At 71.8% G+C, this 8,453-nt stretch carries 8 protein-coding genes; 6 read left to right on the top strand and 2 right to left on the bottom strand.

What is annotated here, in order from left to right; translation table 11 throughout:
* The 6 genes from Q4D18_RS03645 to Q4D18_RS03670 form a co-directional block, all read left to right on the top strand.
* A partial coding sequence (locus Q4D18_RS03645) for an ABC transporter ATP-binding protein (protein ID WP_303125907.1) occupies positions 1-1,275 on the top strand: 1,275 nt, incomplete at its 5' end.
* 103 nt (positions 1,276-1,378) lie between these two features.
* On the top strand, positions 1,379-3,289 hold the full coding sequence (typA, locus tag Q4D18_RS03650) for a translational GTPase TypA (RefSeq protein ID WP_303125911.1): 1,911 nt from the start codon (positions 1,379-1,381) through the stop codon (positions 3,287-3,289).
* Positions 3,270-3,872 (top strand): hypothetical protein, encoded by a 603-nt coding sequence (locus Q4D18_RS03655; protein WP_303125915.1) that lies wholly within the window; start codon positions 3,270-3,272, stop codon positions 3,870-3,872. Before typA ends, Q4D18_RS03655 begins: the two co-directional genes overlap by 20 nt.
* A complete protein-coding gene (fdxA, locus tag Q4D18_RS03660) occupies positions 3,869-4,195 on the top strand; it encodes a ferredoxin (protein WP_135029672.1) in 327 nt (108 codons plus the stop codon). The genes Q4D18_RS03655 and fdxA overlap by 4 nt, the downstream gene beginning before the upstream one ends.
* A 5-nt stretch (positions 4,196-4,200) precedes the next feature.
* Entirely contained in the window at positions 4,201-5,352 is a 1,152-nt protein-coding gene (gene dapC, locus Q4D18_RS03665; RefSeq protein WP_303125920.1) for a succinyldiaminopimelate transaminase, read from the top strand.
* Positions 5,353-5,491: 139 nt separating this feature from the next.
* On the top strand, positions 5,492-6,775 hold the full coding sequence (locus Q4D18_RS03670) for a citrate synthase (protein ID WP_303125923.1): 1,284 nt from the start codon (positions 5,492-5,494) through the stop codon (positions 6,773-6,775).
* Between the two features lie 103 nt (positions 6,776-6,878).
* Here the strand turns inward: Q4D18_RS03670 and Q4D18_RS03675 are convergent, their stop codons facing one another.
* Together Q4D18_RS03675 and Q4D18_RS03680 are read right to left on the bottom strand one after the other, a co-directional pair.
* A complete protein-coding gene (locus Q4D18_RS03675) occupies positions 6,879-7,493 on the bottom strand; it encodes a hypothetical protein (protein WP_303125925.1) in 615 nt (204 codons plus the stop codon).
* Positions 7,494-7,991: 498 nt separating this feature from the next.
* Positions 7,992-8,453, bottom strand: a 462-nt coding sequence (locus tag Q4D18_RS03680) for a DapH/DapD/GlmU-related protein (RefSeq protein ID WP_303125927.1), incomplete at its 5' end; no start/stop codon positions are given.

Consider the following 8,453-nt stretch of genomic DNA (forward strand, 5'->3'; position numbering starts at 1 on the left):
GAGCTGCTCACCATGGTGGGCATCCCCGACGCCGCGAACCGGCTCAAGCAGTACCCGCACCAGTTCTCGGGTGGCCAGCGCCAGCGCATCGTGATCGCGATGGCCATCAGCTGCTCGCCGAAGGTGATCATCGCGGACGAGCCGACCACGGCGCTCGACGTCACGGTCCAGGCCGAGATCCTCGAGCTGCTGCGCTCGCTGAAGAACAAGATGAACACCGGCATCCTGCTGATCACGCACAACATGGGCGTGGTGGCGGACATGGCGGACCGCGTGTGCGTCATGCTGCACGGCGAGATGGTGGAGTCGGGTCCGGTGCACCAGGTGCTCCAGCACCCTCAGCACCCGTACACGCAGAAGCTGCTCTCGGCCGTGCCCCGGCTGGGCGCGGCGTACGAGGTGGCGGAGCCGGAGCCGGTCACCTCGACCCAGACGAAGGCCGTCTACGCCATCGAGGCCGAGGATCTGAGCATCGAGTACGACCACCGCGGCAAGAAGAACCGGGTGGTGCACGACGTCAGCTTCTCCGTGGCCCCGGGAGAGATCCTGGGGCTGGTGGGCGAATCCGGCTCGGGCAAGTCCACGATCGCCAAGGCGGTCCTCGGCCTGCTTCCCGTGGCCCAGGGTGCGCTGCGCATCCAGGGGGAGGACATGGCCACCATGCCCACGGCCGAGCAGCGCCGCCTGCGGCGCAAGATCGGCGTGGTCTTCCAGGACCCGGCTGCCTCGCTCGACCCGCGCTTCCCGATCGGCGACATCATCACCGAGCCGATGGTGGTGCACGGGGTGGGGGACCGGCGTTCGCGCCTGGCCCGCGCCGAGGAGCTCGTGGACGCCGTCCGCCTGCCCCGGTCCGTGATCAACCGCTACCCGCACGAGCTCTCCGGCGGCCAGCGCCAGCGCATCTCGATCGCCCGCGCGCTGACCCTGGACCCGGAGGTCCTGATCGCGGACGAGCCCACCTCGGCGCTCGACGTGTCCGTCCAGGCGGCCGTGCTCGAGATGTTCGCCGAGCTGCAGTCGCGGTACTCCTTCGCGTGCCTGTTCGTGTCCCACGACCTCGCGGTGGTGGACATGCTGGCCCACAAGGTGCTCGTCCTCAAGGACGGTCGCCAGGTGGAGCAGGGCCCCACGGAGAACGTGCTGCACGATCCGCAGGCGGAGTACACCCGCCGCCTGCTTGCGGCGGCGCCCGTGCCGGACCCGGACCTGCAGGCCGAGCGCCGCCAGGAGCGGCGGGAGCTGCTCGCCTCCCTGGGTGAGGCCGCCTACTGACGGCCCCGTCCGCCGCATCACGACGGCGGCCCCGGCGCGTATGATCGTCCGGGGCCGCCGTCGTGCTGTGCCCGCACCCCATCCCGAACCGGACAGGACCTCCATGACCTCGACCGACACCCGCCGCTCCGACCTGCGCAACGTGGCCATCGTGGCCCACGTGGACCACGGCAAGACCACCCTGGTGGACGCCATGCTCCGGCAGACCGGCGCCTTCTCGACCCACGGGGACGTCGCCGAGCGCGTCATGGACTCCGGGGACCTGGAGAAGGAGAAGGGCATCACGATCCTGGCCAAGAACACCACGGTGTTCTACTCGGGACCCTCCGCCCCCGAGGGGGAGACCGTGACCATCAACGTGATCGACACCCCGGGCCACGCCGACTTCGGCGGCGAGGTGGAGCGCGGCCTGTCCATGGTGGACGGCGTCGTCCTGCTGGTGGATGCCTCCGAGGGGCCGCTGCCGCAGACCCGCTTCGTGCTGCGCAAGGCGCTGGCCGCCAAGCTGCCCGTGGTGCTCGTGGTCAACAAGACCGACCGCCCGGACGCCCGCATCGACGGCGTCGTCTCCGACTCCATGGACCTGCTCCTGGGCCTGGCCTCGGACCTGGCCGAGGAGGTCGAGGACCTGGACCTGGACTCCGTGCTGGACGTGCCCGTGGTCTACGCCTCCGGCAAGGCCGGCCGCGCCTCCCTGACCCAGCCCGCCGACGGCGGCCTGCCGGACTCCGAGGACCTCGAGCCGCTGTTCCGGGTGATCATGGACCGCGTCCCCGCCCCGCGCTACGACGAGTCCGAGGTCCTGCAGGCGCACGTCACCAACCTGGACGCCTCCCCGTTCCTGGGCCGCCTGGCCCTGCTGCGCATCTTCAACGGCACCCTGAAGAAGGGCCAGCAGGTCGCCTGGGCCCGCCAGGACGGCGAGCTGAAGACGGTGAAGATCACCGAGCTGCTCGCCACCAAGGGCCTCGAGCGCGTGCCCGCCGAGGAGGCCGGGCCGGGCGAGATCGTCGCCGTCGCCGGCATCGAGGACATCATGATCGGCGAGACCCTCACCGATCTGGAGAACCCCAAGCCGCTGCCGCTGATCACGGTGGACGACCCGGCCATCTCCATGACCGTGGGCATCAACACGTCCCCGCTGGCCGGCCGCGTCAAGGGCGCCAAGGTCACCGCGCGCCAGGTGAAGGACCGCCTGGACAAGGAGCTGATCGGCAACGTCTCCCTCAAGGTGCTCCCCACCGAGCGCCCGGACGCGTGGGAGGTGCAGGGTCGCGGCGAGCTGGCGCTGGCCATCCTGGTCGAGCAGATGCGCCGTGAGGGCTTCGAGCTGACCGTGGGCAAGCCGCAGGTGGTCACCAAGACCATCGACGGCAAGCTGCACGAGCCGATGGAGATGATGACCATCGACATCCCCGAGGAGTTCATGGGGGCGGTCACGCAGCTCATGGCCGCCCGCAAGGGGCGCATGCAGGAGATGTCCAACCACGGCACCGGCTGGATCCGCATGGACTTCCTCGTCCCGGCCCGCGGCCTGATCGGCTTCCGCACCCGCTTCCTCACGGACACGCGCGGCGCGGGCATCGCCTCCTCCTACGCGGCCGGCTACGAGCCCTGGACCGGCGATATCGAGTACCGCACCAACGGCTCCCTGGTCGCCGACCGCGCGGGAACCGCCACCCCGTTCGCCATGATCAACCTGCAGGAGCGCGGCTCGTTCTTCATCCAGCCCGGCTCCGAGGTGTACGAGGGCATGATCGTCGGCGAGAACTCGCGCGCGGACGACATGGACGTGAACATCACCAAGGAGAAGAAGCTCACCAACATGCGTGCTGCCTCCTCCGACTCGTTCGAGGGCCTCACCCCGCCCCGCGTGCTGACCCTCGAGGAGTCCCTCGAGTTCGCCCGCGAGGACGAGTGCGTGGAGATCACCCCCGAGGACATCCGCATCCGCAAGGTGGTGCTGGACGCCAACGAGCGCCTCAAGGCCGCCCGTGCCCGCGCGCGGGCCTGAGCCGGTCCGTCCCCGGCACGCCACGACGGCGGCGCCCGCCCCCTCCGCGGGGGACGGCGCCGCCGTCGCGGCGTCCCCGGACCGCGGCGGGAGCCGTGGGCGCGGGGTCCTCACGGGTCTCGCGCTCGGCGCGGGCGTGGGCGTCCTGGGCACCCTGACGCACCTGAACCTCGCCCCCGTGGCGGGCGTGGCCGTCCCCTGGGGCCTGGCGCTCGCGCTCCTGCTGGCGGGGTCCACGCAGCGCTGGTGGATGCGCGTGTCGGCGCAGCGCGGGGCGCACCCCGTGCCGGCGGGCGGCGCCGTCGTGATCGGGGCCTTCACGGTCGCCGTCGCCCTGCACCGCCTGCCGGCCACCGACCAGCTGGGGCTGCCGTGGACCGCGGAGGTCGCCCGCGCCGTGCCGACGGCGCTGCTCGCCTCGGTCGGCTGGCTCGCCGGCCTGCCCGTGCTGGGGGCGGTGATGCTGGTGCTGGGCGCCCGTCGTCGTGGTCCCCGTCCGGCCCCGGAGGGCCGGACCGGAGAGAGTACCCTGGGGGGAACCCCCAACCCCGTGCCCGTCAGAGAGGTGGATGGTCAGCCGTGACCTATGTGATCGCGTTGCCGTGTGTGGACGTCAAGGACAAGGCGTGCATCGACGAGTGCCCCGTGGACTGCATCTACGAGGGCGAGCGCTCCCTGTACATCCATCCGGACGAGTGCGTGGACTGCGGCGCGTGCGAGCCCGTGTGCCCGGTGGAGGCCATCTACTACGAGGACGACGTCCCGGAGGAGTGGGCCGACTACTACAAGGCCAACGTCGAGTTCTTCGACGACCTCGGCTCCCCGGGCGGCGCCGCCAAGCTGGGGCAGATCGCGAAGGACCACCCGCTGATCTCGGCGCTGCCCCCGCAGGGCGAGGGCGCCTGAGCCGCATGCTGACCCTGCCGGACTACCCCTGGGACACGCTCACCCCCTACCGGGAGCGTGCCGCCGCGCACCCCGAGGGGACGGTGGACCTGTCCATCGGCACCCCGGTGGACCCCACGCCAGCGCTGATCCGCGATGCGCTGGCCTCCGCCGCGGACGCCCACGGCTACCCCACCACGCACGGCACGGAGGCGCTGCGTACCGCCGTGGCGGACTGGTTCGCGCGGCGTCGCGGGGTCCCCGGCCTGGACCCGCAGGCGGTCATCCCCACGGTGGGGTCCAAGGAGTTCATCGCGTGGCTGCCCACCCTGCTGGGGCTCGGGGCCGGCGACGTGGTGGTCTTCCCGGCCACGGCGTACCCCACGTACGCGATCGGCGCGCAGATCGCCGGGGCGGAGGCGGTGGCCGCGGACACGCTCGCCGAGCTGGACGAGGACGTGCGCGCCCGGGTGCGCCTGGTGTGGACCAACTCCCCGGCCAACCCCACCGGCCGCGTGCAGGACGCCGCGGAGCTGAAGGCCCTCGTGGACGACGCCCGTGCCCTGGGCGCCGTGGTGTGCGGGGACGAGTGCTACGCCGAGCTCGGCTGGGACGCGTGGGAGGACCGCACCGTCCCGTGCATCCTGGCCCCCGAGGTCTCCGGCGGGGACCTCACCGGCCTGCTCAGCGTGTACTCGCTGTCCAAGCAGTCCAACCTGGCCGGCTACCGCGCCGCGTTCGCGGCGGGGGACCTGGACCTCGTGGCCGCGCTGGTCAACACCCGCAAGCACGCCGGGATGATCGTCCCGGCCCCCGTGCAGCACGCCATGGCCGTGGCCCTGGCCGACGACGCCCACGTGGCCGAGCAGAAGGACCGCTACCGGGCCCGCCGTGAGGCCCTGCTGCCAGCCCTGCGCGCGGCGGGGTACGCCGTCGACCACTCCGAGGCGGGCCTGTACCTGTGGACCCGGCGGGACGGGACCGACCCGGCCGCGGCCGTGGAGCAGGACTCCTGGGACCTGCTCGGCGAGCTGGCGGACCTCGGGATCGTCGCCGGACCCGGCGTGTTCTACGGCGCGGCGGGGCACGGGTACGTCCGCGTGGCGCTGACCGCCTCGGACGAGGCGGTCGCGGCGGCGGCCCGCCGGCTGACCGAGCGCGGGCCCGTCGCGGCCTGAGCGGGCGTCGCAGTCCCTCACCATGCGGCCCCGCGGGGCACGACTTGGTAGCGTGGGAGACAGTCGCTCCCGAGCGCGGGCCCCGTCAACCCACGGTCCCGCCCGGACCCACCACCACACGAAGACGAGGGAGACACCCGTGACCGAGAACGAGTCCGTCCGGCTGAACGTCGGCGACCAGAGCCTGGACCTCGACGTCGAGCGCGCCGTGGCCGGCAACGACGGCATCACCATCGCCCCGCTGCTCAAGGAGACCGGCAAGGTCACCTACGACCCGGGCTTCATGAACACCGCCAACGCCAAGTCCGCCATCACGTTCATCGACGGCGACGAGGGCATCCTGCGCTACCGCGGCTACGCGATCGAGGACCTGGCCGAGCACTCCACGTTCATGGACGTGGCCTACCTGCTGATCAACGGCGAGCTTCCGGACGCGCAGCAGTCCGAGGCCTGGGAGACCAACATCCTGCGCCACAACATGGTGCACGAGGACATCAAGTCCTTCTTCAATGGCTTCCCGCGGGACGCGCACCCCATGCCGGTGCTGTCCTCCTCGGTGTCCGCGCTGTCCACCTTCTACGGCGACTCGCTGGACCCCTTCGACGAGGAGCAGGTGCACATCTCGACCGTGCGCCTCCTCGCCAAGCTGCCGGTGCTGGCGTCCTACGCCTTCAAGAAGTCCCTCGGCCAGCCGTTCATGTACCCCAAGAACGACCTGAACTACGTCGAGAACTTCATGCGCCTGTGCTTCGGCGTCCCCGCCGAGGACTACGAGATCGACCCGGACATGGCCAAGGCCCTGGACCTGCTGCTCATGCTGCACGCGGACCACGAGCAGAACTGCTCCACCTCCACCGTGCGCCTCGTGGGCTCGGCCCACGCGAACATGTTCGCCTCCGTCTCCGCCGGCATCAACGCCCTCTACGGCCCGCTGCACGGCGGCGCCAACGAGGCGGTCCTCAACATGCTCCGCAAGATCCAGGCCGAGGGCATGAAGCCCGAGGACTTCATGGAGAAGGTGAAGAACAAGGAGGACGGCGTCAAGCTGATGGGCTTCGGCCACCGGGTCTACAAGAACTACGACCCGCGCGCCAAGATCATCAAGAAGACCGCCGCGGACATCCTCGGCAAGCTCGGCGGCAACGACGAGCTGCTGGAGATCGCCCAGCGCCTCGAGGAGAAGGCCCTCGCGGACGACTACTTCGTGGAGCGCCGCCTGTACCCGAACGTCGACTTCTACACCGGCGTGATCTACAAGGCCATGGGCTTCCCGGAGAAGATGTTCACCGTCCTCTTCGCCCTGGGCCGCCTGCCCGGCTGGATCGCCCAGTGGCGCGAGATGATCGAGGACCCGGCCACCAAGATCGGCCGTCCGCGCCAGATCTACGTGGGCCAGGACCTGCGCGAGTTCCCGCAGCGCTGACCCGCGCCCACCCCAGCAGGGCGATCGGGGGCGGTTCCCGTCGGAATGAGGGTCTCATTTCGACGGGAACTGCCCCCTTTCGTGTGTGCGGGGGCGGTTCTCCTCACCGACCCGACGCTGTCGCCTCCACGTGACGACGGCGGACCTCGCCCACCAGCGACACGAACCCATCGCGCAGGTCGTCCCGCGTGGCCCGGAGCGTGGCCCACCCTCGGGCGGCGGCGTAGCGCTCGCGCCGCGCGTCGCGGGTCTGCTGCTCGGGCGTGCGGTGCCCGGCGCCGTCGTACTGGAGGCACAGGCGCAGCGTCCGGTATGCCAGGTCCGCCTCGGGGGAGCGGGGATCAGCGGGGTCGATCGGCGCCTGCAGCTCCGGCTCAGGCAGGCCGGCGTCCGGCAGGGCGAGGCGGAGGAAGGTCTCCGGGGGCGAATCGGCACCGACCCGGACGAGGCCGAGGGCAGTCCGGGCGCGGCGGCTGCCATGGAACCCGCGGACGTCCGCCGCGGTCCGGACGAGGCGGCCGATCGTCGTCGCCGGGGGACGGCGTCCCTCGGGGGTCCAAGGATGACGGACGGCGTGGTCCCCGGCAGCGACGAGGTGAGGCACGCTCCATGTGCCGCCGAGCGAGCACAGGTCCAGCCAGGTGCGCTCGATCGTGGTGACGCGCAGCCCATGGACGTCCTCGACATGGGCGGCCGGGAGCGGGCGGCGGTGGTCCACCGAATCCGCGCGGCGGATCCGCCGTGTGCCGCGGGGGAGCGTGAGGTGGACAGGCTCCTCGTCGGCGGAGGCCGAGATCGGTCCAGGCGGTGACGGGGCGTCCGGTGACGGCGTGCAGGCCCCGCTCGACGGGCGCGACGTCGCCCCGCCGGAGCCTCTCCACGGAGATGCCCAGGGGCGTGAGGTCGGAGGGGAGGAGGATCGGCGGGAGGGCGACGGGCAGGGGTGCGGGCGTGCGGGGCATGACGCCATCGAACCGCCCGGGCCCCGGCCGTCGCGCCCGGGGGAGGCCGATGTGGAGGGGCATCGGGCCGCCGTCGCCCTGTGCAGGAACGGACCCGACCCGCACCCGGTGAGGGACCCGTCACCCCGGTGGTTCGCTGAACGCAGATCGGGGGCGTTTCCGGTCGGAAAGAGACGTGCATTCCGACGGTGAACGCCCCCGATCCGCCCAGCCGGGGGTCCCGATCACCCGGGCGCAGGTGAGGACGGCGCGGTTCAGTTGGCGTGCAGCGCCGCGTTCAGCTCCACGGTGCGGCCGCCGCGGGGCAGGGCCTCGACGGCGCCGGTGGCCGAGTTGCGGCGGAAGAGCAGGTTCGGGACGCCGGAGAGCTCCACGGCCTTGACGGTCCGGGTGTCCTCGCCCGGGCGGACCACGGAGACCAGGGTGCCGGCGGTGACGTAGAGGCCGGCCTCGACCACGGAGTCGTCGCCGATCGAGATGCCGACGCCGGAGTTCGCGCCCAGCAGCACGTGCTCGCCGATCACGACCCTCTGGGTGCCGCCGCCGGAGAGGGTGCCCATGATGGACACGCCGCCGCCGAGGTCGGAGCCGTCGCCCACCACGACGCCGGCGGAGATGCGGCCCTCGATCATCGAGTGGCCCAGGGTGCCCGCGTTGAAGTTCACGAAGCCCTCGTGCATGACGGTGGTGCCCTCGGCCAGGTGGGCGCCCAGGCG

This window comes from Micrococcus sp. (assembly GCF_030523875.1).
Lineage (GTDB): Bacteria > Actinomycetota > Actinomycetes > Actinomycetales > Micrococcaceae > Micrococcus.